The following is a 23,307-nucleotide window of genomic DNA, read 5'->3' as shown; positions in this document are numbered from 1 at the left end:
CCTGTAGCGCGCTCCAGGTCAAGCGTCCCGGTCGACGGTGCGGGTTCCTACGCCGGGGGACGTGGGGGATAGGTGCTGACCTCGACGAGGTTGCCGTCCGGGTCGCGGAAGTAGGTGCTGGTGAAGGGGCCCAGGGCGCCGGTGCGCGGGACGGGGCCCTCTTCCGGGGTGACGCCGCAGGCCGCGAGGTGGGCGAGGACGCGGTCCTGGGGGTCGTCGGTGACCAGGCACAGGTCGGCGCTGCCCGGGGTGGGGCGGGCGGCGTGCGGCAGGAGCTCGCGGCCGGCCGGGTGGAGGTTGATCTTGCTCGCGCCGAAGGCCAGGGCGCGGCGGCCGTCGCCGAAGGTGACCGGTTCCATGCTGAGGACCCGCTGGTAGAAGGCGGTCGTACGGTCCAGGTCCGCGACGGTCAGGACGAGGTGGTCCAGCCGGCTGACCCGGAAGCCGGGTTCGGCGTCGGGCCCGGCGTCGAGCGCGGGGCCGGGTTCGGGGTCGGCGGTGTAGGGCCCGAGCAGGCGGGTGCAGGCGTCCTGGGCGGGGGCGGACAGCAGCGGGCGGGCGCGGGCGAAGAGGTCGGCGAGCGCCGGGCCGTAGCGGTCGGCGAGGTCCGGGTTGTGCGCGACGAGGTCGAGCTCGTTGGCGGCGGTGATCTCGGCGAAGGCCCGCAGATCGGCGTCGGCGGGGGTGAACTCGGCTCCGGTGAAGCGGTCCCGGAAGACCGGCGGCTGCGCCCGGCCGAGCTGCGGGTAGACCGCGGAGCGGTCGCAGCCGCCGTAGAGGTGGACGAGCGCCTCGGCCCGCTCCCCGATGAGGCCGGCGAGCCTCGCCCGCTCGCCGGTCGCGAGCAGGGAGTCGTCGAAGCCGTCCGTCCCGTACGCGGCGTGGCACAGGCCCGCGGCCTGCACGTCGGGGTCGGCGCCCCAGTCGGCCAGTGTCCGGGCGACCCGCAGCAGGTGCTCCAGCAGGGTGCCGCCCGGGTGCGGCATGCGGCCGGCGCCGCGCTCGCGCAGCAGCTCCTCGGCGGCGGGCCAGGGGGACGCGGGCTGATCCTTCGGACGTGTCGTCATGTCACGAGTTATAGTCGTGACATGAACGCCGAGGCAACCGACTTCCCGGGCGTCCTGGCGGTGCCGCCGCAGGAACTGCGCTTCGTCTTCCGCTCCGGCCGCCTGTGCCTGGCCTTCGCCGCGACGGTCGGCGAGCGGTGGCGCGGGCGCCATGAGCGGCTGCGGGAGCCCGCGGACCTCGCCCGCTGGTACCGCGAGGCCGGCCTGCTCGACGACCCGCCCGCCGTCACGCCCGCGGGCCTGGACGCCGCCCGCGCACTGCGCGAGGCCGTCTACCGCATCGCCCGCGCGCTCATCGCCGGCCGGCCGCCGGCGGGCGCCGACGAGGCCGTCGTCAACGCCGTGGCCGCCGCCCCGCCGCTGGTCCCCGTCCTGCGCGCCGGGACCAGCCGGCTGACCGTGCCCCTGGCCGGCGGCGAGCAGGCCGCGCTCAGCACGGTGGCGCGTGATGCCGTCGACCTCTTCTCGGGCGCGGCCACCGGCCGTATCCGGGAGTGCGCGAGCCCCGAATGCGGCCTGCTCTTCGTCGACACCAGCCGCCCCGGCCGCCGCCGCTGGTGCTCCAGCACCGCCTGCGGCACGAAGGCCCGCACCGCCGCCTACCGCGGCAAGCGCGCCGCCGCCGCGCAGGACGCCGCCGCGCCGCAGGAGCCGGCCGCCACCCCCTGACCCGGACCGCCCCCTCCGCGGCCCGGGTGCCTCACCACCCCTCACCACCCCTCACCATCCCTCACCACCCCTCAGCCCCGCTCCGGCTGCTCCTGGCACAGTTCCCGGACGAGCCGGGCGGTCACCGGGACGTCGACGTGGTGGGCGATGGCGGCCCGCAGCACCGCGCCGCCGATCGCGTCGAGTTCGAGGGGGCGGCCCGCCTCCGCGTCACGCTGCATCGAGGAGCGCATGCCCTCCGGGGCGCCGTCGAGCGCGGCCAGCACCGCGCCGGTGTCGGCCGGGGCGCCCGCCGCGCGCGCCGCCGCGGTGATCTCGCCCACCACGGCGAGCAGTTCGTCCCGCCACCGGGTCCGTACCTCGCCGATGGCCGTACGGTGCCGGGTCGTCAGCAGCGCGAACGGCGCGAGGAAGCACAGCTTGTCCCAGAGCATCGCGGTCTCGTCGTCGCGCACCGCCACCTGGAGGCCGGCCGCCCGCAGCGCGGCCACCAGGCCCTGCGGCGGCCCGGCCAGCTCCAGCGCCGCGAACGGGCTGGTGTGCGCGATGTGCCCGGGAGCGACACGGGTCGCCTCCACCCTGATCGTGCCGGCCACCACCTGCCCGTCCGCCGGGTAGCGCCGGCGCAGCGCCGGGACATGGTCGACGCCGTTGAGCAGCGGCACCACGACCCCGCCGCCCAGCACCCGCGGCGGCACCCGGTCCACGGCCGCGGACAGCGCGGCCTCCTTGACCGTCACGAACACCGCGTCGGCCGGCCCGCGCAGCTGCGTGTCCGCCTCGACGGGGACGGAGAAATCCCCGAACTGCCCGCTGCGGAGGGCCAGTCCGTCGCGCCGCAGCACGTCCGCGGTCTCCTCGCGCGCCAGGCAGACCACCCGGTGCCCGGCACGGGCGAGCACCGCCCCGATCAGCCCGCCGACCCCGCCGGGACCGAGCACGGCCACGCTGAGGGGAGGTGTCGTCGTCATGTGCACTCCTGCCTCCGCGGCCCCGGCCGTTCCCGGGGCCGCCACGGTCTCGAAGGTCTGGGCGGCCTGCGGCGTCGCACGCCCCATGATCGCGGACGCCCTCACGGCGCCGGCAGCGTCCCGGCCGGTACGTGCCCGGTCCCGGCGCGCCGGTCGCGTACGGCGGGGGCCAGGGCCGTCAGCATCGCCGCCCCGGTCAGCGCGAACGCCCACGGGTAGCCGGTGCCCGCCGCGAGCCAGCCGAAGGCGAGCGCCCCCGCGCCCATGCCGCCGTCGTACGCGAAGTTCCACAGCGCGCTCACGGTGCCGTAACCCGACGCGGGCACCCGCGCGTACATCAGCGTCAGCGTCGCGTTCTGCGCGACGCCGAAGCCCACGCCGAACAGCGTCGCCCCGGCCAGCACCGCGGCCCGGCTGCCGGTCGGCGCCATGAGCAGCGTGCCGGCCGCCGACAGCAGCAGCCCGGGCACGACCAGCCGGTCGGGGCCGCGCCGGTCGCCGTACCGGCCCGCGAGCCAGCGGGCCGCGGTCGCCGCGGCCGGCTGCGCGAACAGCGCCACCGAGACCAGGCCCGCCGACGACGCCGGCACCGCGAGCGGCAGGAACGTCACGACGATCCCCGCCGTCACCGTCGTGGCGGCGAAGACCAGGCACGGCCGCATCAGCCCCGGCGCCCGCAGCCCGGCCGCGACCCCGAGCGGACGCCCCTGCGCGGGCGCGCGGTCCGGCAGGCCCGGCACCGCGAGGAGCACCCCGAGCGCGGCCACGCCCGCCGCGACGAAGACCGGGCCGTAACCGGCGTGCGCCGCCAGCCACACCCCCAGCGGCAGCGCCACCAGCGACGGCACCCCGGAGACCAGCCCGACCAGTGCCAGCCCCTCGCCCCGGCGCTCGGCGGGGATGAGCTCGGCCGTGAGCGCCCCGCCCGCCACCACCGTGAACGCGAAGCCCACCCCGCGCACCAGGCACACCGCGACGATCCACCCCAGGCCGTCCGAGGCACCCAGCGCCAGCGCCGGCGCCCCCATCAGCACCAGCCCCGCGGCCAGCACCACCCGGTAGCCGAACCGGTTGACCAGGGCGGGCGTGGCCAGCTCCCCGGCGACCGTGGCGAACATCAGCGCCCCGGTGGCCAGGCCCGCCGCCCCGCCGCCCCCGCCGCCGGCCGTCGCGTAGGCCGGGACGACGGACAGCAGCAGGTAGAAGCTCGTCGCCGAGCCCAGCAGCGACACGAAGCGCAGCAGCAACGGCCGCGTCACCAGGGGCGGTCGCGTCGGCCGCGACACGTCGCACGGGTCGAGGATCTTGGTCACGGAAGGACGCTAAGCGCCCCGCGGACCCGCCGGTAAGATCCGGTTCCGTGCCCGTGGAGTGGTCCGGTTCGTCGCCCGAGCTGCTGCTGGCCGTCGACCGGTCCGACGGCCGGCCGCTGCGCGTCCAGCTGGAGCAGGCGCTCCGGGACGCGATCAGGACCGGCCGGCTGCACATCGGCGAGCGCCTGCCCTCCTCCCGGGAGCTGTCGCGCACCCTTGGCCTGTCCCGCGGCCTGGTGCAGGAGTGCTACGCCCAACTCCAGGCCGAGGGCTACCTGGTGACCCGCCCCGGCTCCGCCACCCGGGTCGCCGCCGGCGCGACCGCCGCCCCCGCCGCGCCGGCCGGAGCGCCGGCCGCGCCACCGCTGCTCGCCGACTTCCGCTGGGGCGTGCCGGACCTGCGCTCCTTCCCCTTCCAGGACTGGCTGCGGGCGATGCGCGAGGCCGCCCGCACCATGCCGACCGCCGCGCTCGACTACGGCGACCGGCGCGGCAACCCGGTCCTGCGCGAGACCATGGCCGGCTATCTGCGCCGGGTGCGCGCCGCCGCCGCCGACCCCGAGCACCTGGTCGTCTGCAACGGCTACGCCCAGGGCCTGAGCCTGGCGCTGCGGGTCCTGGCCGCCGGCGGCGTGCGCACGGTGGCGTACGAGAACCCCGGCTCGCCGGCGACCGTCACCGCTGCCGCCGCCCGCGCGGGCATGTCCCTGGTCCCGGTCCCCGTCGACGACGACGGCATCGACGTACGGGCGCTGGCCGCGACCGGCGCCCGGGCCGTCGTCGTCACCCCCGCGCACCAGTGGCCCACCGGCGTCGTCCTGGCCCCCGAGCGCCGGCTGGAGCTGACCCGGTGGGCCCGGGAGCGGGACGGCTTCGTCATCGAGGACGACTACGACGCCGAGTTCCGCTACGACCGCGAGCCGGTCGGCGCGCTCCAGGGCCTCGCGCCCGACCGGGTCGTCTCCATCGGCACCGTCAGCAAATCCCTCGCCCCCGCCCTGCGCCTCGGCTGGATGCTGTGCCCGCCGGCCCTCACCGCGGCCGTCGCCGAGCACAAGCACCTCGACGACCGCGGCACCCCGGTGCTCGACCAGCTCGCGCTCGCCGGGCTGGTGGCGTCCGGCCGCTTCGACCGCCACCTGCGCCGGATGCGCGCCCTCTACGCCGCCCGCCGGGCCGTCCTGCTGGCGGCGCTGGCCGAGCACGCCCCCGCGGTCGCCGTGACGGGGCTGGCCGCCGGCTTCCACGCCGTGGCCCACCTCCCGGCGGGCGTCACCGAACACGGCGTCATCACCGCCGCCCGCGCCCGCGCGGTGGGCCTGCACGGCATGAGCGCCTGCCACACCGCGCCCACCCCGGCCCCCGCCCGCCTGGTCCTGGGCTTCGGCGCGGTGGGGGAGCGGGCCATCGCCGAGGGCATCCGCGCGGTCGGCGACCTGCTCCGCGGGGACTGAGCGCCGCGTCCCGGCCGGCGGTGGCGGGAGTCACGCCCCCCAAATATGCATCTCAGATGCGCATTCGATAACCTGCTGTCCGTGCAGCTGACCAAGTACACGGATCTGGCACTGCGCGCGGCCATGCGGCTGGCCGTCGCCGACGGCCACGAGCTGATGACCACCAAGGAGGTCGCCGAGGCGATGCGCGTGCCGTACACGCACACCGCGAAGGCGATCGCCCACCTCCAGCACCTCGGCGTCGTCGAGTCCCGGCGCGGCCGGGGCGGCGGGCTGGCGCTGACCGAGCGGGGCCGGCGGGCCCCGGTCGGCGAACTGGTCCGCGCGCTGGAGGGCGCGGACCGCGAGCCGGTCGCCTGCGAGGGGCCGAGCCCGTGCCCGCTGGCCGCCGGCTGCCGGCTGCGGCACGCGCTGCGCGAGGCCCAACTGGCCTTCTACGCCTCGCTGGACCGGCTCACCGTCCAGGACCTCGTCTCCTCGCCCACCGGCCCCGTCCTGCTCTCCCTGACCGGGCCGCCCCCCTCCTGACGCCCTCCCCGGACCCCTTCCCGAACCCCGGGTCCGGCATCCCACCCCCCCCGTAGGCGTCGGCCCCGCGGCCCGCGCGCTGCCTCGCGCTGCGCCCTGCCTGCCCGGCCCGCCCGATAATCGGCATCTCAGATGCAGAAAAGGAGCCCGCTGTGCTCTCCGCGCAGTCCCTGCCCGTCGTCCGCGCCACCCTCCCGGCCGTGGCCGGCTCCCTCGACGCGATCACCGCGGCCTTCTACCGCCGGCTCTTCGACGACCGCCCCGAGCTGCTGCGCGACCTGTTCAACCGGGCCAACCAGGCCAGCGGCACCCAGCGCCAGGCGCTGGCCGGCGCCGTCGCCGCCTTCGCCGCGCTGCTGGTGGAACGCCCCGGCGAGCGGCCGGACGCGCTGCTGGGCCGGATCGCCCACAAGCACGCGTCGCTGGGCGTCACCGCCGACCAGTACGCCCTGGTCGGCCGCCATCTGCTGGACGCCGTGGGCGAGGTGCTGGGCGACGCGGTGACGCCGCAGGTCGCGGCGGCCTGGCGGGAGGTCTACTGGCTGATGGCCAACGCCCTGGTCGCGATCGAGGCCGGGCTCTACGCGCGGGCCGGCGTGGCCGAGGGCGACGTCTGGCGCGAGATGGAGATCGCCGGCCGCACCCGGCAGGGCGACGACGCGGTCTCCCTCACCCTGCGCAGGACCGACGGCCTGCCCACCGAGCCCTTCGGACCCGGGCAGTACGTCAGCGTCCAGGTCGAACTGCCCGACGGCGCCCGGCAGATCCGGCAGTACAGCCTGTCCGCCGCCCCGGACCGCAAGACCTGGCGCATCACCGTCAAGCGCGAACGCGGCACCACGGGCTCCCCCGCCCGGCCCGACGGCGAGGTCTCCGGCCGGCTGCACGCCCACGCCCGGGAGGGCGACCTGCTGCGGGTCTCCCGCCCCTTCGGCGACCTCGTGCTGCCCGACGGCGACAGCCCGGTCCTGCTGGCCTCCGCGGGCATCGGCGTCACCCCGATGCTGGCCATGCTCGACCACCTCGCCCTGACCTCCGCCCGCCGCCCGGTCACCGTCGTGCACGCCGACCGCTCGCCCGCCGCCCACGCCCACCGCGAGGAGCACGCCGAGCTCGTCGGCCGGCTGCCGGGCGCCGCCTTCCACGTGTGGTACGAGGACGCCGCCGGCGCACCGGACGCCGTGGCCGGCCACCCGGTACGCCAGGGCCGCGCGGACCTCACCGGCCTGCCCCTGCCCGCCGGGACCACCGCCTACCTGTGCGGGCCGCTGCCCTTCATGCGCGCGGTACGCGGCCAGTTGCTCGCCGCGGGCCTGGACCCGGCGGCCGTCCACTACGAGGTCTTCGGCCCCGACCTGTGGCGTACCGCGGAACTCCCGGCGGCGGGCGCCGCCTGAGCACCCGCGGCCCGCTCAGCCGCCGAAGAGCACCTCGGCCGCGGCCTGCCAGGCGGCGACCAGGTCGATGGACGGGTCGCGCAGCCACTGGAGCTGGAGGCCGTCCATCATCGCCACGACGTGCCGGGCCAGCGCGTCCGGCTCGTCGCTGACGTCCGCGGCGAGGGCGGCGAAGGCGGCCACCGCCTGGCGCTGGCGCCTGACGAAGTAGTCGTGGGCCGGGTGGCTCGGGGTCAGGGACTCCGCTTCGAGAACGGCGAACAGCCGGACGATCTCCGGCTGTTCGGCGTTGCGGCGCACCGTCGCCAGGCACAGGCTGCGCAAGTCCACCCCGGCCGGCCGCACTTGGGACCACTCGTCGGGCACCTGGTCCTCGCCCACGCCCAGGGCGGCCCGCAGCGAGCGGGCGTCCTCCAGGTCGCGGTAGGCCAGCACGGACGTCAACAGCCCGGATTTGGAGCCGACATGGCGCAGCACGCCGGGCACCGTCAGCCCGCAGCGGTCGGCGACGTCCTGCATCGACATGCCCCAGAAGCCCCGTTCGGCGATCAGGCCCGAGGTGACCTCCATGATCTGCCGGCGCCGCTCGGGGCCGGGCAGCCGGGGACGGTCACGGCGGTACGTGGGGGCCTCCCCGCTCATACCCGGGCTTCTCCTGTCCTGTCGTGGTGCGCCGGCCGGCGTCCGCGGCCGACCAGCGCCATGGTAGGCGCCGGCAGGCCGTACGGCCGGTGCTGCCGGGCCGTCGGAGGTCAGTTGTAGACCGCCGAGAGCCGGTTGACGATGGTGGGCCGCTGCCAGGTGAGCGTGCTGCGGTCGAGCAGCCCGAACTGGTCGTCGCCGAGCCCGGTGCTGTTGTTGTCCCACACCATCGTCTTCTGCCCGAACTGCTTGGCGTACGAGGCGATGTGGGTCTCGTAGTCGGCGACCTGGCCGGCGTTGTCCCCGCCGCCCAGCGGCTTGACGGTGGCGCCGAACTCGGTCCACACCACCGGGATGCCGCGGCTGCTGAACAGCCGGTCGGCGTTGTTCACGTCGCCGTCCGGCAGGTAGTTCATCGAGCCGTCCCACGTCGTGTAGTTCGGCGCGGTGGTGGAGCAGAAGGACCACGGGTTGTAGGTGTGCACGGACACCGCGACATGGCTGTCGTTCGGTACGACGAGGTTGTTCGCGCCGGTCTGCGCGTTGGCGCCGTAGGGGACGACCAGCAGCCAGCGGGTGGCGTTGCTGCCGCCTGCCGCCCGTACGTCGTTGACGAAGTCCTGGTTGAGGGTGTTGATCGCGCTCCAGTTGTCGGACGTGCCGCCGCCGTAGCGGTTGCCGCCGTTGGCGTCCTGCGGCTCGTTCATCGCCTCGAAGAGCAGGTGCTGGTCGTAGCCGCCGAAGTAGCCGGCCACCTGCTTCCAGATGGCGTTGAACTCCGGCCTGACCTGCGGCAGCCGGGCGGCGCTGGGGATGAGCCACTGGTCGCCGCCGCCGTCGTGGTGCATGTTGACGTCGACGTACATGCCGTCGGCGACCGCCCAGTCCACGACCTGCTTGAGCCGGGCGAGGAAGGTCGGGTCGACGGTGTAGCCGGGCGCGCCGGAGGTCAGGTGCGGATACCAGGTCACCGGGATACGCAGGAAGTTGAACTTGGTGGCGATCGTGTCGATCATCGCCTTGGTGGTGGCGGGGTTGCCCCAGCAGGTCTCGCACGGGGTGGCGTCGAACGAGTTCCCGAGGTTCCAACCCGCCCGCACCTGGCTCCAGATGCCCGGGCCTGCGGGGTCGCCGGTGCCGCCGCCGGGGGCGTTGACCGTCCACTTCTGGTTGGCGGTGCCGGCGCAGTCCCAGATCTGCAGGTAGGAGCTGTCGGCTTGGCCGTTGGCGTCCAGGCAGCGGCCGGACTGCGGGTTGGTGATGCTGCCGGCGGCGTTGACGGTCCACTTCTGCGCGCCGGTGCCGTTGCAGTCGTACAGCTGCGCGCGCGAGCCGTTGGCGGTGGCGCCGGAGACGATGTCCAGGCAGCGGCCGGAGGCGGGGTTGAGGATGGAGCCGTCGGAGCGGACCTGCCACTGCTGGGCGCCGGTGCCGTTGCAGTCGTAGATCTGCACCACCGTCCCGTTGGCGGTGCCGGCTGCCGCGGCGTCGACGCAGCGTCCGCTCTGGCCGCCCACGATGGTGCCGGGCGTGGCTACGGCGGCCGACGCGGTGCCCGGCCCGGTCCACAGGGCGGCCAGGGCCATGGCGCATACCGAGGCGACGGCGAGCGCCGCCCGGAGGGGGCGGGGTCTGGCCCGCCGTCGCAGTGAAGCTCGCATGGTGCACTTCCTCCAAGGATGTCAGGTGCGGCCCGTGTGGGGCCGGAGACGCGACCTGCCGCCCTGCGTGCAGGGCGTAGTGCTGTGCGGTACGTCAGGAGAGAGGCGCCGGCAACCGGCGCGGTGGTCCGGTGAGCTGACTGGTTAGTAGCTGCTAGCTCCTGACTGTTGGACTGGACCATAGCTCCGTGCTCGGCGCCCCGGCAAGACACCGGCCGGCGCGGGGAGTTCCCGGCGCTACGAGCCGTGCCCGGGGGAGTCCGGCGGGCCGCCCATCATCCGCAGCATCGCCGGGCCGCCCGTCCGGGCGAACCGCACCAGCAGCACCGCCGCGAGCAGCAGGAAGACGATGTTGAGCCAGGTCGTGTAGTCCCACCGCACGCCTTGCGCGGGCACCTCGGCGCCGGCCTGGTCGGGCACCAGCCCGAGCCCGCCGAAGACGAGCTCGACGACGTATCCGGCCACGACCATCGCGACGTAGAACGTGCCGAGCAGGAAGAGGGCCGCCTGCGCGCCGTAGTACTTCCGGTAGATGTTCAGGACGGGCAGGATCAGCAGGTCGGCGAAGACGAACGCGACGACCCCGCCGAAGCTGATGCCGCCCTTCCACAGCACGACCGCCAGCGGCACATTGCCGATGGAGCAGACGAAGGACGCGATCGCCACCAGCGGGCCGACCAGCGGGCCCCACACCTTGGACGCGAACGGGTGGCCGTCGAAGAAGAAGGCGCGCCAGAAGGAGTCCGGCACCCACGCGGCGATCGCGCCGGCGACGAGCAGCCCCACGACCAGGTCGCGCAGGATCGCCGCCCACTCCATGACGAAGACGTGCGCGGTCGCGGTGAAACCCTCGGCGGACAGCAGCCGCCGGGCGAAGGAGCCCTCACCCCGCACGGACATGTCCATCGCCGCGTGCCCCTCCATCGACCCGGCCACGCCCCGCTCGGCCTGCCGGCGGGCGGCGCGCAGCAGGCGGTCGCTCAGCAGCAGCCGGAAGAGCACCGCCAGCACGACGATCATCACCGGACCGCCGACGAACTCCGCCACCGTGAACTGCCAGCCCATCAGCAGCGCGAGGATCACCCCGAGTTCCACGACCAGGTTGGTGGAGGCGATCTCGAAGGCCATCGCGGCAGTGAAGTCCGCGCCCTTGCGGAACAGCGACCGGGCCAGCGCGACCGCGGCGTACGAGCAGGACGAGGACGCCACGCCCAGCCCCGCGGCCGTCAGCAGCGTACGGGGCCGGTCGTCGCCCAGCAGCGCGACCACGGTGGACCGGCGCACCACGGCCTGGACGACCGCGGACAGGGCGAAGCCGAGGATCAGCGCCCAGGCGATCTCCCAGGTCATGGACCCGGTGATCGACAGCGCGTGCAACAGCGCGTGCATCGCATGAACCTCGCTGCGTAGGGGTCGCCGCCGCGCCGCCCGCGGGCCCGGCCCACGCTACGACCCGGCGCCCCGCCCCCCGAGCTGCCGCGCCGCCACCCGCAGGTCGGCAACCAGACCCGCGAAGACCGCGCCCTTCGACGGGCTGCCGAGGCCGCCTGCTTCCGGCGAATTCCTTTGCCGCCGCCGCACCTGGCGGCACTGCCCGGAATTCCCGCCGAAGGACGCCGAAGGACGCTGAAGGGCAACGGCGAGGCGTCGGCGTACCGAGGGGCGACAGCGCGGCGCCGGAATACCGGAATCATTCCCGGGAGGCGATGTCGGGTCCCGCCGTCCGGGGGCACGCTTCCGGTCACGGTGCCGCGGCGGCCGGTTCGCGGCGGGAGGTCGAGGGGCGGGCGTTCGGCGCGGCAAGCTGGGAGAAGGCGGTGCGGTGCGGCGGCCGGCCGCAGGCCGGTGCCCCGGGGGCCGGACTCCCAACCGGACCCTGGACCGGCGGGAGTGCGCGGGCACACGGGAGCGGGATCGATTCCGGAGTGCGCCGCAACCGGCGCATTGCCTGGTGCCGGCGGAATTCCAACCCCGGGCGTGCGATATCCCGGCGGGTCATGGGAAAAGCGGCGCGGAAATACGGCACGCGCTCTCCCGGAGGCCATTGCCTTCCCCGCGCCGGGGCCCGGCGCGCCGAGCGGGGCCAGTCGGGCATTTCGGTTGAACGGGAACAAACGACAATCAGCTTCCACGACCTGGCCAAAACGCCGATATCGAAGACCGTGGCGCTGTGCATTAATAGCGGAAAGTGATAGTTGCCCCCCACATCCGTCCGGCGGCCGTCTTCGGTTTAGCGCCCGGAAATCCCCGCCGCTCCGGCACGATTCGGGCATCGCGCTACGCTCCACGCACATTCGCCCATTACTGCCCGCGACGCCCCCGGGGCTTCCATGCACCGGTCGGAACCAGCCACGATGTGGCCGAAATTCGGCGTGTCGACACCCCGTCAGGACCGCCAGGCTGGTTGCCGTTTGGGCCGCGGCCGGCACAACGGCATTCCCTCAATTTCGGCACTCCGCGGCCCTGACGCATTCAATTCGCTCAAACTCCCCGGCATACCCCCGCGGGTGGTATCGTGATCGACATCGTGCGCACCGAGCTGTGGATGGGGATGCACGCGCTCAAAGGTTTACGAATCAACGCTTACCAGGTTGGGCCTCCACTGTGCAGTCTCGGTCATGATTCGGTGTTCTTTCCCGCGCCCGCCGGCACGCCCCCCATCCGGCCCGGCCGCGCATTTCCGGCTCCGCCTCCAGCGCAGCGCACCACGGCGTGAGCCGCCCCCGTGCCGTCGCGGCCGTGCACTCGTACGTGCCCCTCATCTGACGCCGTCCAAGGACCCCCAATGATCGAGCCCCTGGTCACCACTGCCACGCTGCTGGGCGGCGGCTTCGCCGCCTCGGCTGCGGGCCTCGTCGCGCAGACCCGCGCCAAAAGGGCCGCCAACGCCCGCGCCGGACAACTGGAGGACCGCCTGCGGGCGGCCGAGCACTCCGTCACCGTCCGCACCGGCGAACTGGAGGAGCGGGCCCGCGCCGCCGAACGGGCGGCCGGCGTGCGCACCGGCGAGCTGGAGGAGCGGCTGCGCGAGGCCCAGCAGCACGCCGCCGCGCTCTCCGCGGAGATCGAGCACCTGGCCACGGTGCGGCTGCCGGCCCTCGTCGACACCCAGGCCCGCGGCCACCGCGGCATCACCGTCCCCGGGCTCAAGGACGAGGCCCTCAAGGGCATGCCGGTCGACGACCATCACCAGACCGTGCTGGACCTGTGTACCGAGGCGATAGGCCTGACCCGGGAGACCATCGGGCTGGCCGCCCGGTCCTCGGTGCGCGACCTGGTCGACGAGGCGCAGACCTACCTGGTGCGCTGCCAGCTGGCGGTCATCGACGAGATGAACAAGGTCCCCGAGGCCACCGCCTTCCAGCAGGGGCTGATGAACATCGACCACCCGCTCACCCGCTCCGTGCACACCCTCCAGCGGCTGCGCATCCTCGCCGGCTCCTGGCCCGGCCTGCAGCGCGCCGACTGCACCTTCGCCGAGATCGTCGAGTCCGCCCGCGGCCGTATCGACCCCTACCTGCGCGTCCACTACACCCATGAGCCCATCAGCGGCGGCGTGTGGGTGGAGGGCCGGGTCGTCGAGCCGGTCACCATCGCGCTCACCGAGCTGCTGTCCAACGCCACCTCCTACTCCGACGGCAAGGTGCTCGTCGAGGTCCAGCAGACCCAGACCGGCTGGGTGATCGTCGTCGACGACAGCGGCCTCAACATGAGCCCGCAGCAGCGCTCCGAGGCCGAGCGGCTGCTGTCGCAGCAGACCGTGCTGGACGTCACCACCGTGCCCGACACCCTCAGCCTCGGCTTCCCGGTGATCGGCCGGCTCATGGCCGCCTACGGCTTCCGCGTCGACGTCAGCTCCACCTCGCCCTACGGCGGCGTCCGCGCGGTCCTGCACGTGCCCCGCGAACTGCTCGGCACCGGGCCGACGCAGGAGGAGCAGGAGGCCGAACGCCGGGAGGCCCGCGCCGCCATGGGCGTGTCGGCCCTCACCGAGACCCCGGCGGCCGAGACCCGGCCGGACAGCAGCCGCGGACTGCCGCAGCGGCGCCGGCGCACGCCCCGTACCGCTGACCCCGCTGCCGGCCGCGCCGGCGGACCGGCCCCGCAAGAGGACCCCGAGGCGTTCAGCGAGGGCTTCGCCGGCCTGGCGGCAGCCATCCGCGACGGCGAGGACCAGCACCCTGAAGGAGAGCCCACCGATGACTGAGCAGCAGCCCACCGCCGACACCCACGACATGAGCTGGGTGCTCGAGCACCTGAAGAAGGAGAAGGGCGTCCTGCACGCGGTGCTGTTCTCCGCCGACGGACTGGTCCTCGCGGCCACCGCGGACCTGGAGCGGGCCACCGCCGAGCGCACCGCCGCCAACGCGTGCGCGGCCTTCGCGCTCGGCCGCAGCATCAGCGAGTTCGCCGAGATCGACGGCACCGCCCCGCACCGGATCATCATCGACCTGCCCGAGCACTGCATCCTCGTCTTCAGCGCTGGCCACGGCACCGCCCTCGCGGTCGCCATCGACGCCGAGATGACCAGCCCCGAGGTGGCCGTGGCCTCCGCCGCGACCATCAAGGCGATCAACGGGCTGCGGGACGCCCTGTCGGCACGTGAGCGCAGGCGGGCGGCGTCCGCACCGGGGGCGGCCACGTCATGACCCCCCGAGGCCGCCGCCGCACCGGCATGGTGCGCCCGTACACGCCGGCGGAGGGGCATGCCGCGCCGACCCGCCGCAGCCTGGACCTGGCGACGATCCTCATCGCCGACCGCGACATGCCCCTGCACGGCCTGAGCCCGCACGCCTACCGCGTGATGGAGCACTGCCTGCCGGGTGCGCTGTCGGTGGCCGAGGTCAGCGCCGATCTCCAGTTGCCCGGGGCCGTCACGAAAGTGCTGGCCGCGCACCTGGTCGACAGCGGCCACCTCATCGCCCGCAACCCAGCGCCCGCCGCACAAAAGCACGACCGGGCGCTGCTGGAGAGGATCCTGAATGCACTCCAACAGCTCTGACGGTCACTACCTCGACGCCGGGGTGACCCCGGTCAAGTTGGTCGTGATGGGACCTTTCGCCGTCGGCAAGACGACCTTCGTCGGCGCGGTCTCGGAGATCAAGCCGGCCTCCACCGAGGAGAGGCTGACCCAGGCGGGCGAGCTGGTGGACGACCTGCGCGGCCTGGAGGACAAGGACACCACCACCGTCGCGCACGACTTCGGCCGGCTCACGCTGACCGAGGACATCGTGCTGTACCTGTTCGGCACCCCCGGCCAGCCGCGGTTCGCCGCGATGATCGAGGACCTGATGTACGGGGCGCTCGGCGGCGTCGTCCTGGTCGACACCCGGCGCGTGGCCGAGTCCTGGGACGCGATGGAGCGGCTGGAGGAAGCCGGCCTGGCGTACGTCCTGGCGGTCAACGAGTTCCCCAACTCGCCCAAGTACACCGAGGCCGAGCTGCGCACCGCGCTCGACCTGGACCCGTGGACGCCGCTGGTGATGTGCGACGTCCGCAAGCGCGAGTCGGCCAAGGCCGTGCTGATCGCGCTCGTCTCCCACCTGCTGTCCCGTTCCAGTCTGGAGCCCGCCTCATGACCAGCACCCCCGACCTGCCGCTGTCCAAGCGCGGCTGCCCGGTGCTGCACGGCGAGTCGTTCGCCGCCCACTCGCCCGAGGTCTACCAGCAGCTGCGCAAGCAGGGCCCGGCCGGCTGGGCGGAGATCGCCCCCGGGGTGCACGCGCTCGTCGTGACCGCCCGCCGCGCGGCCGTCGACCTGCTCAACGACCCGGCCACGTACGCCAAGGACTCCCGGCTGTGGGCCGACCTCAACTCCGGGAAGGTCCCGCAGGACAGCCCCGTGCTGCCGCTCATGGCCTGGCGCGCCTCGGTGCTCTACGCCGACGCCGAGGACCACACCCGGCTGCGCTGGGCGCTGGACGACTGCATCGCCCGGATCAGCCCGCACCGGCTGCGCGAGATCACCCGGCGCAGCGCGCTGACCCTGATCGCCGGGGTCGCGGAGAAGGGCGAGGCCGACATGATGGCCGACTTCGCCGACACCCTCCCGCTGCTGGTCTTCGCCGAACTGCTGGGCTGCACCTCGGAGATGGCCGGCCGGATGGTCCGCTACGCGCAGGCGATGATCAGCGCCGGACCGCAGGCCGCGCAGGGCGCCATCGACTACGCCGGCCTGCTCTACGAGCTGATCCAGCTGCGCCGCCAGCAGCCCGGCGACGACCTCACCTCCTGGATGCTCGGCCACGACGCCGGACTCAGCGACGAGGAGACCCTCAACCAGCTCTACACCACCGTCGGCGCCGGCGTGATCCCGACCGCCGCGTGGGTCGGCTGGGCGCTGCACCTGCTGCTGCGCGACGACTCCTACGCCGGCACGCTCGCCGCCGGCACCGTCACCGTGCGCCGCGCGCTGGAGAAGGCGCTGTGGGTACGCAGCCCGATGGCGAACTTCTCCGTCCACTTCGCCCGCAAGGACACCACCCTGCACGGCGTCCAGGTGCCCGCCGGCGTGCCCGTCCTGATCAGCCACGCCGCCGCCAACACCGACCCCGCCCTGCCGGCCGACCTCGGCTACGACAACCGCTCGCACCTGGCCTGGTCCGCCGGGCCGCACCGCTGCCCGGCCATCAGCCAGGCCACGGTCATCGCGCAGACCGGCCTGGAGACGGCGCTCGACCAGCTGTGGGACATGCAGCTGGCCGTGGCGGACGACGAGATCGCCCTCCGCCACGGGCCGTTCCACCAGTGCCCGGTCGCCATGCCCGTGACGTTCCGCCCGAAGTCCGCGGCGGCCATCCAGGCCGCCGCCGCACCCAGTGGAGGTACAGCGTGACCACCAGCACCGGTACCGAAGTGACGCTCGAAGCCAGCGGCGGAGCCCGCCTCTACGCACAAGCCGACGAACTGCGCGCGGCCGGCCCCGCCGTCCGCGTCCAGCTGCCCGAGGGCGTGACGGCGTGGTCCGTCACCCGGGGGGACGTCATACGCAAGCTGCTCAGCAGCAACGACGTGTCCAAGGACGCCCGCAAGTCCTGGCCCGGCTACGTCCCCGGCGCCATCCCGTGGCTGTTCTCCTGGGTCGACGTCAAGAGCATGTTCACCTCCGACGGCGCCGACCACCAGCGGCTCAAGCAGCTCATCAGCCGCGCCTTCACCCCGCGCCGGATCGAGGCCATGCGGCCGGTGCTGGAGCGGATCGTCACCGACCTGCTGGACACCCTGGAGGAGCGCGAGCGCAACGCCCCCGGCACCGTCTTCGACCTGCGCGCGGACTACGCCTACCAGGTGCCGACCCGGCTGATATGCGACCTGTTCGGCGTCCCGGAGGACCAGCGCGCGAACATGCTGGGCGTCATCGACCGGGTGCTGACGATGAGCGGGGTCGGCCAGGAGGAGGCCGCCGCCATCAACAACGACATGGGCGCGGCGATGTACCGCCTGGTGGAGACCAAGCGGCACGACCCGGGCGACGACATGACGAGCCTGCTGCTGGGCGCCCACGAGGAGGACGGCGACCGGCTCAGCGAGACCGAGCTGATCTCCACCCTCATCCTGATGATCGGCGCCGGCAGCGAGACCGCGGTCGCGATGATCAGCCACGCGGTCCGCGAGCTCGTCGCGCACCCCGACCAGCTCGCGGCGGCCCAGCGCGAGCCGGCCCGCTGGCTGGACGTCATCGACGAGACGCTGCGGCTGCACCCGCCGATCATGCATATGCCCCTGCGGTACGCGACGGCCGACATCGACCTCGGCGAGGGCGTCGTCATCCGCACCGGCGACGCGATCATCGTCGGCTTCGGCGCCCACGGCCGCGACCCCGGCCAGCACGAGAACCCGCTGGACTTCGACATGGACCGCGAGGACAAGAGCCACCTCGCCTTCGGCTACGGCATGCACTACTGCATGGGCGCCCCGCTGGCCAAGCTGGAGGGCGAGATCGCCATCCCGGCGCTCTTCGCGCGCTTCCCGCACCTGAGCGTCGAGGTCCCGGCCGCCGAGCTGGTGCCGCAGCCGACCTTCATCGGCAACGACATGTCCTACGTCCCGATCCGCCTCAACACCCCAGCCCCCGTGGCGAGTTGACGGCCCCCGCGCTACGCGGGTAGCACCCGCAGGTCACCGCCGTGTGCCCCCGTACGGCCGTACGGGGGCACACGGCGGCGCTACCCGGCCGTCACAGCGCCTCACCGACCGGCGCGGCCAGCACGGGGGCGGCGTCCGCGGTGCGGGCGGCGCGGCGCCGGGCGAGCCGGCCGGACAGCACGTACCCGCCGACCATCAGCGCGAGCACCAGCAGCGTCTCGCCGGTGCCCCACACCCAGGTGGCCGCGCTGACCTCCTTCTGCGGCAGCTTCGGCAGGTTGCCCGGGTCCACGGTGGGGGAGTGCGCGGCCACGTCCGCCTGGTAGGCCTGGTTGCGGGCCGAGCCGTGCAGGAAGGGCGCGACGAACAGCACGCTCAGCGCCAGCACCGCCTCGGCGGCGACGACCGAGGGGAAGGTCCGCAGCAGCAGGACGTGCGCCGGGCGGCGGTCGCCCGCCTCCCGCAGCGCGTCGATCCGCGGGTGCAGCCAGAACTGGTTGAAGGCGCCGAGCAGCAGCAGGGTGCCGAAGATCAGGATCTTCACGCCCAGCACCCGCCCGTACATCGTGGAGAGCAGCTGGGACAGGCCGTCGACGTGCTCCCAGTACAGGAACAGCCCCGACAGGGCGATCGCGGTGACGCAGCTCATCGCGGCGGCGGAGAAGCGGCGTATCGCCGGCGACCAGAAGGCGCCCCGGTCGGCGGGCGCGACCGCGCCGGGCGCGGCGAGCAGCAGCAGCCCGACCAGGCCGCCGGTCCATACGGCGCCGCCGAGCAGGTGCAGCATCCACATGGCGGTCTCGAACGTCGTACGCGACCAGTCGTCGGGCACGGCGTCGGGGAATTTCGTGGTGCCGAGCGCGACGGCCCCGGCGGCGAGCCCGGCCGCCAGCAGCGGACGCCGGGCGGGCCCGGCCGCGTACCGGCGCAGCGTCAGCGGCGCGACCAGGACGGCGCCGGCGAGGACGAGGGTGACTTCGAGGCCCAGCAGCCGCCCGGCGTTGCTGCCGTCGTAGAGCGCGGACCAGGCGGCGGAGTAGTCGTAGCCGCCGTTCTCCGAGGCGCCGTGGGCCAGGTCGGTGAGCACGGCCGGCACCGCCAGCACGCCGAGCACGGCCGCCGCCCGGGCCAGCCGCGCGGTCACCCCGGCGAGCGTGCCCGGCGTGAGCCGCGCAGCCGCGGGGCCGGCGGCCAGCAGGGCGAGGGCGACCAGGCCGGTGAAGCCCATCAGCGTGGCCCAGGTGGTCCATGCCACGGCGCTGTCCTCGAACGGCCCGAGCGGTGTGGAGGGCGCCGCCGCGGCCGTGTACGGCAGCACGTCGGACGGCGGGAGGGGGAGGGGCATGACGGGAAACCCTTGCTCGCGGGGACGAAACGCGGCTTAGGTTAGGCTCACCTAAATTTCCTGGTCAATGTGATCCATCCGACCCCCGGGGCCCTGAACGGAACCGCCCGCGCATCCGTATCCACCGACCCCTCGACACCTTTCCGGCGGCCAACCGGAATGCCGGCCAGGGGTGTTCAGCCCGAGTGCCCGTTACGCGCCCGGCGCGCGGTCCACAGCGGGACGGCCAGCCAGCACACCGCGAACCACACCACCAGCCCCACCGCGAGCCACGCCGCCGTCGAGGACGGCAGCACCAGCCGCAGCACCAGCAGCAGCGCGCAGGTCATCGTGCACAGCAGCAGGAACAGCCCCAGCACCGTCAGCCGGGACGCCCACACCACCGTCTCCGGCTTGAGCCGGCGCCCGGTCAGCAGCCGGTGCATCGCCGCCGGGCTCACCAGCGCGCCCGTGGTCGCCGCGCCGAGGACCACCGTGACCGCGTACAGATGGCGGTCGGTGTCGGACAGCTGCGGGAAGCGCTGCTGGAAGACCACCGTGAGCAGGAAGCCGAACAGGATCTGTACACCGGTCTGCGCCACCCGCAGCTCCTGCAGCAGATCCGCCCAGCGCCGGTCCGCCCGCTCCTCCGGGGTCTCGTCCCGCCCGTGGCCGCCCCTGCCGTCCGGTGCGTGTTCTGTCATGGCCGCTGCTCCTCCTCCGCCGCGATCCCGCCCCGCCTGGAGAATCTGCCCCCGATCGCCCGGCTCATCGGTTCTGCCGCGCCGCAGCTGGTCGAAAGTGTCGGAAGCTCAGGGCATCGCATTGAACCATGATTGAAACTGTCCGAATCTGAGGCAAGCTCCCGCCAATATCCCGCGGCACCCCAGGAATTGCCGCGCGTTTATGAGGGATTATGTGTGAAACCCTTGCGTGCCACCCCACCTGAAGTTACGTTCCACACGCCTTCACCGCCCCAGCCGCCGAAGGGAACCCCGCCGTGGAACTGTCCCGCCGCACATTCACCGCCCTCACCGGCACGGCCGCCGCCGCCCTCGCCCTGCCCGCCGGCACCGCCCACGCCGCACCCGCCGCACCCGCCACGCCCGCCGCACCCGCCGGGGACGCCCACCGCCCCGCCCCCGGCGGCCGGCGCCACACCGTCACCTTCGACAAGTACGCGCTGCTCATCGACGGCCGCCCGGTGCCGCTGTGGTCCGGCGAGGTGCACCCCTTCCGGCTGCCCAGCCCGTCGCTGTGGCTCGACGTCCTGCACAAGATGGCCGCCAACGGCTACAACGCCGTCAGCATCTACGTCGCCTGGAACTTCCACTCACCCGCGCCCGGCAGATACGACTTCACCGGCGTCCGCGACCTCGACCGCTTCCTCGACATGGCCGCCGAAGCGGGCCTGTACGTCATCGCCCGCCCCGGCCCGTACATCAACGCCGAGGTGGACGCGGGCGGTTATCCCGCGTGGCTGGCCACCACCCCCGGCCGGGCCCGCACCAGCGACCCCACCTACCTCGCCCACGCCGACGAATGGCTCACCGCGGTCGACGCGGTGATCGGCCGGCACCTGCACACCAAGGGCGACGGCACCGTCGTGCTCTACCAACTGGAGAACGAATACGCCTCGTTCGTCACCAGCCCCACCGGCACCGACTACATGGCCCACCTCTACGCCAAGGTCCGCGCCGACGGCATCGACGTACCGCTCTTCCACAACGACAAGGGCCGCAACGGCTACTGGGTCCCCGGCGCCTTCGACACCGGCGGCGAGGAGGGCCGCTACCTCTACGCCTTCGACGGCTACCCCTCGCCCACCGGACTGCCCCCGGACTGGGGCTACTTCGGCACCGGCGGCGCCAAGGGCGGCGCCACCGCCAGCCCCGGCACCCCCGGTTTCATGGCCGAGTTCGGCGGCGGCTGGTTCGACCCGTGGGGCGGCGCGGAATTCGGCGGCCTCGGCTACGCCGAATCCCGCAGAACCCGCGACGCGGCCTTCGAGCGCCGCTTCTACCTCACCAACCTCGCCAACGGCATCAAGATCCACAACGTCTACATGACCTTCGGCGGCACCTCCTGGGGCTGGCTGCCCGCCCCGGTCGTCTACACCTCCTACGACTACGGCGCCGCCATCGACGAGGGCCGCGGCCAGACGTCCAAGCTGCTGCCCATGCGGCAGATCGGCTCGATGCTCGCCGCCTTCCCCGACCTCGGCCGACTCGACCGCGCCGAGGACGTCACCGCCACACCCGTCACCGGCGGCGCCGTCCGCGTCTACCACCTCACGAGCCCCGACCGCGGCTCCCACCTGTACTTCCTGCGCAACGACAACTCCACCGACGCCACCTGCACGCTGCCCGTCAGCACCGCCGCCGGCGAGACCACCGCCCAGGTACGGGTGGCCGCCAAGGACATGAAGGTCCTCGCGACCAACCTCTCCCTCGGCCGCCGCGCCCTGCTGTCCACCACCGCCCAGCCCATGTGGCGGGCCACCGGCGACACCCAGGACCTGGCGCTGCTCACCGGCCGCCCCGGCGACCCCGTCGAGACCGTGCTGGCCTGCCGCTCCCGGCCCACCGTCACCGTCACCGAGGGCAGCGCGCAGACCTCGTACGCCTCCGGCACCCTGCGCATCACCGCCACCCTGGCGGGCCTGACCCGTATCCGCATCCAGGGCGGCGGCAGCCCCACCCCGCTGCTGCTGCTCCTGGCCGACGACACCGCCGCCGCCACGCTCTGGCCCCGCACCACCGACGCCGGCCCGCTGCTCGTACGCGGCCCCGCCCTGGTCCGCACCGCCGCCGCCCACGGCGCGAACCTCGACCTCACCGGCGACACCGACACCGCGACGCCGCTCGAAGTGTGGGCGCCGGGCCACGTCAAGCACCTCACCTGGAACGGCCGCCGCACCGACACCCGCACCACCCGCGACGGCAGCCTCGCCGCCACCCGCCCCCTGCCCGGCCCCGCCCCCGTCCACCTGCCCGCCCTCACCGACTGGCGCTACGCCCCGGAGAACCCGGAGTCCGCACCCGGCTACGACGACAGCCGCTGGCGCGTGTGCGACCTCACGACGTCCCACAGCTCCACCAAGCTCCCCGCCGGCCAGCCCACCGTCCTCTACGCCGACGACTACGGCTGCTACTACGGCGACGTCTGGTACCGCGCCACCGTCCAGGCCGGCGAAGCCCTCTCCCTCACCTACCAGGGCGGCACCCTCGGCCTCCTCATGGCCTGGTGGGACGGCACCCCGCTCGGCACCCACCAGCTCCCCACCCCCGCCAAGTCCGAGGACACCGTGGCCAGCTGGACCGCCACCGCCGACTTCACCGTCCCCGCGAACCTGCGCGGCCCCGGCCCGCACACCGTCGCCGTCCTCGTCCGCCCCATGGCCCACGCGGAGGACGGCGGCGCCAACGACGCCTTCAAGGCCGCCCGCGGCCTGCTCTCCGCCACCCTCGACGGCACCCCGCCCACCTGGCGCATCCAGGGCGCCCCCGCCCCCGACCCCGTCCGCGGCATCCTCAACACCGGCGGCCTCCACGGCGAACGCGCCGGCTGGCACCTGCCCGGCTACCCCGACCACCACTGGCAGCGCGTCTCCGCCCCCCACACCCAGACCCGCCAGGGCGTCACCTGGTACCGCACGCAGTTCACCCTCGACATCGCCCCCACCACCGACGCCTCGATCGCCCTCACCCTCACCGACGACCCCACCCGCGCCTACCGCGCGCAGATCTTCCTCAACGGCTGGAACCTCGGCCAATACGCCAACGACGTCGGCCCCCAGCACACCTTCCCCCTCCCCAACGGCATCCTCCGCACCACCTCCACCAACACCCTCGCCCTCGCCCTCCTCTCCACCCCCACCACCCCCTCCGGCCTCCCCACCCCCACCCTGACCCTCCTCCACACCACGGAGGGCGGCGTCCCGGTCCACACCGTCCCGTCCCCGAGCTACCGCGGCTGAACAGGTCAGGCCCACCGGAACGGACAGAAGCCCCACGGCCGGAAGTCCACGGCGCATCGGAACCGCCGGAAGGTGAACGGCGGGAAAGTCGCCAACGGACGTAGGGAGGGGTTGATTCGGGGGGTGCCCCCGCAGGACTGCGCACGACAAGAGGCCACCGAATGCGGGGTCAGGTCATGGTGCGCAGTCCGAGGAGGTACCCCCCGAAGCGGCCCCG

At 74.0% G+C, this 23,307-nt stretch carries 20 protein-coding genes; 12 read left to right on the top strand and 8 right to left on the bottom strand.

What is annotated here, in order from left to right; translation table 11 throughout:
- Positions 1-47: 47 nt before the first annotated feature.
- Positions 48-1,067 carry a VOC family protein gene (locus HCN08_RS36660; protein ID WP_322974601.1) on the bottom strand — a complete coding sequence of 340 codons (1,020 nt, stop codon included), beginning with the start codon at positions 1,065-1,067 and terminating at the stop codon, positions 48-50.
- A 21-nt stretch (positions 1,068-1,088) separates the two neighbouring features.
- Here HCN08_RS36660 and HCN08_RS21790 point away from each other — a divergent pair, with 21 nt between their 5' ends.
- Positions 1,089-1,736, top strand: coding sequence for a CGNR zinc finger domain-containing protein (locus HCN08_RS21790; RefSeq protein ID WP_167984868.1), 648 nt, complete (start codon positions 1,089-1,091; stop codon positions 1,734-1,736).
- Positions 1,737-1,807: 71 nt separating this feature from the next.
- Here HCN08_RS21790 and HCN08_RS21785 read toward each other — a convergent pair whose 3' ends face one another.
- Together HCN08_RS21785 and HCN08_RS21780 are read right to left on the bottom strand one after the other, a co-directional pair.
- Entirely contained in the window at positions 1,808-2,707 is a 900-nt protein-coding gene (locus HCN08_RS21785; protein WP_167984867.1) for a ketopantoate reductase family protein, read from the bottom strand.
- Positions 2,708-2,808: 101 nt separating this feature from the next.
- Positions 2,809-4,020, bottom strand: a complete 1,212-nt coding sequence (locus tag HCN08_RS21780; RefSeq protein WP_322974600.1) for an MFS transporter — start codon at positions 4,018-4,020, stop codon at positions 2,809-2,811.
- 47 nt (positions 4,021-4,067) lie between these two features.
- Here HCN08_RS21780 and pdxR point away from each other — a divergent pair, with 47 nt between their 5' ends.
- The 3 genes from pdxR (at position 4,068) to HCN08_RS21765 (ending at position 7,399) form a co-directional block, all read left to right on the top strand.
- On the top strand, positions 4,068-5,474 hold the full coding sequence (pdxR, locus tag HCN08_RS21775) for a MocR-like pyridoxine biosynthesis transcription factor PdxR (protein WP_167984866.1): 1,407 nt from the start codon (positions 4,068-4,070) through the stop codon (positions 5,472-5,474).
- 81 nt (positions 5,475-5,555) lie between these two features.
- The gene (locus HCN08_RS21770) at positions 5,556-6,002 is read left to right on the top strand and encodes an RrF2 family transcriptional regulator (RefSeq protein WP_167984865.1); all 447 of its coding nucleotides are present in this window, start codon (positions 5,556-5,558) and stop codon (positions 6,000-6,002) included.
- A 152-nt stretch (positions 6,003-6,154) separates the two neighbouring features.
- On the top strand, positions 6,155-7,399 hold the full coding sequence (locus HCN08_RS21765) for a globin domain-containing protein (protein ID WP_167984864.1): 1,245 nt from the start codon (positions 6,155-6,157) through the stop codon (positions 7,397-7,399).
- 15 nt (positions 7,400-7,414) lie between these two features.
- Here HCN08_RS21765 and HCN08_RS21760 read toward each other — a convergent pair whose 3' ends face one another.
- The 3 genes from HCN08_RS21760 to HCN08_RS21750 all read right to left on the bottom strand — a co-directional run bounded on the left by HCN08_RS21760 (position 7,415) and on the right by HCN08_RS21750 (position 11,091).
- A complete protein-coding gene (locus HCN08_RS21760; protein WP_167984863.1) occupies positions 7,415-8,041 on the bottom strand; it encodes a TetR/AcrR family transcriptional regulator in 627 nt (208 codons plus the stop codon).
- A gap of 110 nt (positions 8,042-8,151) precedes the next feature.
- Entirely contained in the window at positions 8,152-9,627 is a 1,476-nt protein-coding gene (locus HCN08_RS21755; protein WP_167984862.1) for a cellulase family glycosylhydrolase, read from the bottom strand.
- 312 nt (positions 9,628-9,939) lie between these two features.
- The gene (locus HCN08_RS21750) at positions 9,940-11,091 is read right to left on the bottom strand and encodes a permease (RefSeq protein WP_167984861.1); all 1,152 of its coding nucleotides are present in this window, start codon (positions 11,089-11,091) and stop codon (positions 9,940-9,942) included.
- Between the two features lie 1,126 nt (positions 11,092-12,217).
- Between HCN08_RS21750 and HCN08_RS21745 the strand changes: the two genes are divergently transcribed.
- From HCN08_RS21745 to HCN08_RS21715, 7 genes are all read left to right on the top strand, one after another.
- Positions 12,218-12,418 carry a hypothetical protein gene (locus HCN08_RS21745; protein ID WP_167984860.1) on the top strand — a complete coding sequence of 67 codons (201 nt, stop codon included), beginning with the start codon at positions 12,218-12,220 and terminating at the stop codon, positions 12,416-12,418.
- Positions 12,419-12,487: 69 nt separating this feature from the next.
- Positions 12,488-13,909, top strand: coding sequence for a histidine kinase (locus tag HCN08_RS21740; protein WP_240970301.1), 1,422 nt, complete (start codon positions 12,488-12,490; stop codon positions 13,907-13,909).
- Entirely contained in the window at positions 13,902-14,351 is a 450-nt protein-coding gene (locus HCN08_RS21735) for a roadblock/LC7 domain-containing protein (protein WP_167984859.1), read from the top strand. The genes HCN08_RS21740 and HCN08_RS21735 overlap by 8 nt, the downstream gene beginning before the upstream one ends.
- On the top strand, positions 14,348-14,704 hold the full coding sequence (locus HCN08_RS21730) for a DUF742 domain-containing protein (protein ID WP_167984858.1): 357 nt from the start codon (positions 14,348-14,350) through the stop codon (positions 14,702-14,704). Before HCN08_RS21735 ends, HCN08_RS21730 begins: the two co-directional genes overlap by 4 nt.
- The gene (locus HCN08_RS21725) at positions 14,685-15,281 is read left to right on the top strand and encodes a GTP-binding protein (protein WP_167984857.1); all 597 of its coding nucleotides are present in this window, start codon (positions 14,685-14,687) and stop codon (positions 15,279-15,281) included. Before HCN08_RS21730 ends, HCN08_RS21725 begins: the two co-directional genes overlap by 20 nt.
- Complete coding sequence (locus HCN08_RS21720) at positions 15,278-16,537, top strand: cytochrome P450 (protein WP_167984856.1); 1,260 nt, start codon at positions 15,278-15,280, stop codon at positions 16,535-16,537. Before HCN08_RS21725 ends, HCN08_RS21720 begins: the two co-directional genes overlap by 4 nt.
- On the top strand, positions 16,534-17,787 hold the full coding sequence (locus tag HCN08_RS21715) for a cytochrome P450 family protein (RefSeq protein WP_167984855.1): 1,254 nt from the start codon (positions 16,534-16,536) through the stop codon (positions 17,785-17,787). Before HCN08_RS21720 ends, HCN08_RS21715 begins: the two co-directional genes overlap by 4 nt.
- 91 nt (positions 17,788-17,878) lie before the next feature.
- Here HCN08_RS21715 and HCN08_RS21710 read toward each other — a convergent pair whose 3' ends face one another.
- Together HCN08_RS21710 and HCN08_RS21705 are read right to left on the bottom strand one after the other, a co-directional pair.
- Complete coding sequence (locus tag HCN08_RS21710) at positions 17,879-19,132, bottom strand: copper resistance D family protein (RefSeq protein ID WP_167984854.1); 1,254 nt, start codon at positions 19,130-19,132, stop codon at positions 17,879-17,881.
- A gap of 176 nt (positions 19,133-19,308) precedes the next feature.
- On the bottom strand, positions 19,309-19,815 hold the full coding sequence (locus HCN08_RS21705; protein ID WP_167984853.1) for a DUF6328 family protein: 507 nt from the start codon (positions 19,813-19,815) through the stop codon (positions 19,309-19,311).
- Between the two features lie 296 nt (positions 19,816-20,111).
- On the opposite strand from HCN08_RS21705, the gene HCN08_RS21700 reads away from it, so the two are divergent.
- Positions 20,112-23,090: a beta-galactosidase gene (locus tag HCN08_RS21700; RefSeq protein ID WP_167984852.1), complete on the top strand. Its 2,979-nt coding sequence runs from the start codon at positions 20,112-20,114 to the stop codon at positions 23,088-23,090.
- Positions 23,091-23,307: the final 217 nt, after the last annotated feature.

The organism is Actinacidiphila epipremni, from assembly GCF_012034175.1.
Lineage (GTDB): Bacteria > Actinomycetota > Actinomycetes > Streptomycetales > Streptomycetaceae > Actinacidiphila > Actinacidiphila epipremni.
This window is presented reverse-complemented; position numbering and strand designations above follow the sequence as displayed.